Genomic DNA, 1,028 nt, shown 5'->3' with positions numbered 1-1,028 from the left:
ATATTAAATTTCGATATTTGTCTTTTTAAATTAAATACAAATGCAAGATTCTTTTGTTGAACTACTCAAGTTATTATTACCAGAAATTATAGTTGATTATTTTGAACTTACTTCTTATAAAAAAGGAGAAGAATTACTTCATCTTTACTTAAAAGAGATTAATTCGATTCCAAAAGAGTACCGTCAAAACAAATTAAGCTCCAAAGGATTCTTTGATGAGATAACGGTTCAAGATTTTCCAATTCGTGGACATCAAGTATACCTTCATATCACTCGTAGAAGATGGCTTAATGAGGATACTGGGCAAGTTGTTTTTAGAGATTGGAATTTAGTAGCAGACGGAACTCGGGTAACACAGGAGTTCGCGTCTTTTTTAAAAGAAATCAATAGATTCCAAGCCTAATGACTGTAATGCTATAGCATCTTTCTATGGTGTTAGCGGTAAAAATCTACAACATCAGTACAAAGATTTCTTAAGTGATTTTAAAATCTGGAATCAAAAACCACACGCAAAAAAATGGCTTATTTTCCCTGAAAACATTGGAAAACAATTATCAATAGACGAAACCTCCCTGTCTAATGGTGAACTCTATACAATTCTAACCAATAAGGCCGCCAAAGGAAGAAAAGGAACCATCGTTGCAATGGTTGCGGGAACTAAAGCTGAAACTGTAATTGCTATCATTGAAAAAATTCCTCTTAAACAACGAAATCTAGTTACCGAAATCACCCTTGATATGGCAGGAAATATGGGGCTGATTGCCAAGAAATGTTTTCCAAATGCAACTCGTGTTATCGACCGATTCCACGTTCAAAAACTAGCTACAGAGGCTTTACAAGAAATCAGAATCAAATACCGCTGGCAAGCAATAGATCAGGAAAATGAGGCTATAGAAAAAGCCAAGAAAAACAAGAAAAAGTTTGAGTCTGAAATATTAATTAATGGGGATACACTGAAACAATTGCTAGCCAGAAGTCGCTATTTCTTATACAAGAATAAATCAAAATGGTCAGAGAATCAATTACAA

General features: G+C 33.9%; 2 protein-coding genes. Both read left to right on the top strand.

Features of this window, described 5'->3' with window-relative positions; translation table 11 throughout:
- The first annotated feature begins 40 nt into the window (after nt 1–40).
- A complete protein-coding gene (locus tag FNW17_RS16195) occupies nt 41–403 on the top strand; it encodes an ISAon1 family transposase N-terminal region protein (protein WP_126563080.1) in 363 nt (120 codons plus the stop codon).
- On the top strand, nt 387–1,028 hold a 642-nt coding region (locus FNW17_RS16420), incomplete at its 3' end, for an ISAon1 family transposase (RefSeq protein WP_185964888.1). The genes FNW17_RS16195 and FNW17_RS16420, both read left to right, overlap by 17 nt.

The sequence above is a fragment of the Flavobacterium franklandianum genome, assembly GCF_007097365.1.
In the GTDB taxonomy this organism is placed as follows: domain Bacteria; phylum Bacteroidota; class Bacteroidia; order Flavobacteriales; family Flavobacteriaceae; genus Flavobacterium; species Flavobacterium franklandianum.
This window is presented reverse-complemented; position numbering and strand designations above follow the sequence as displayed.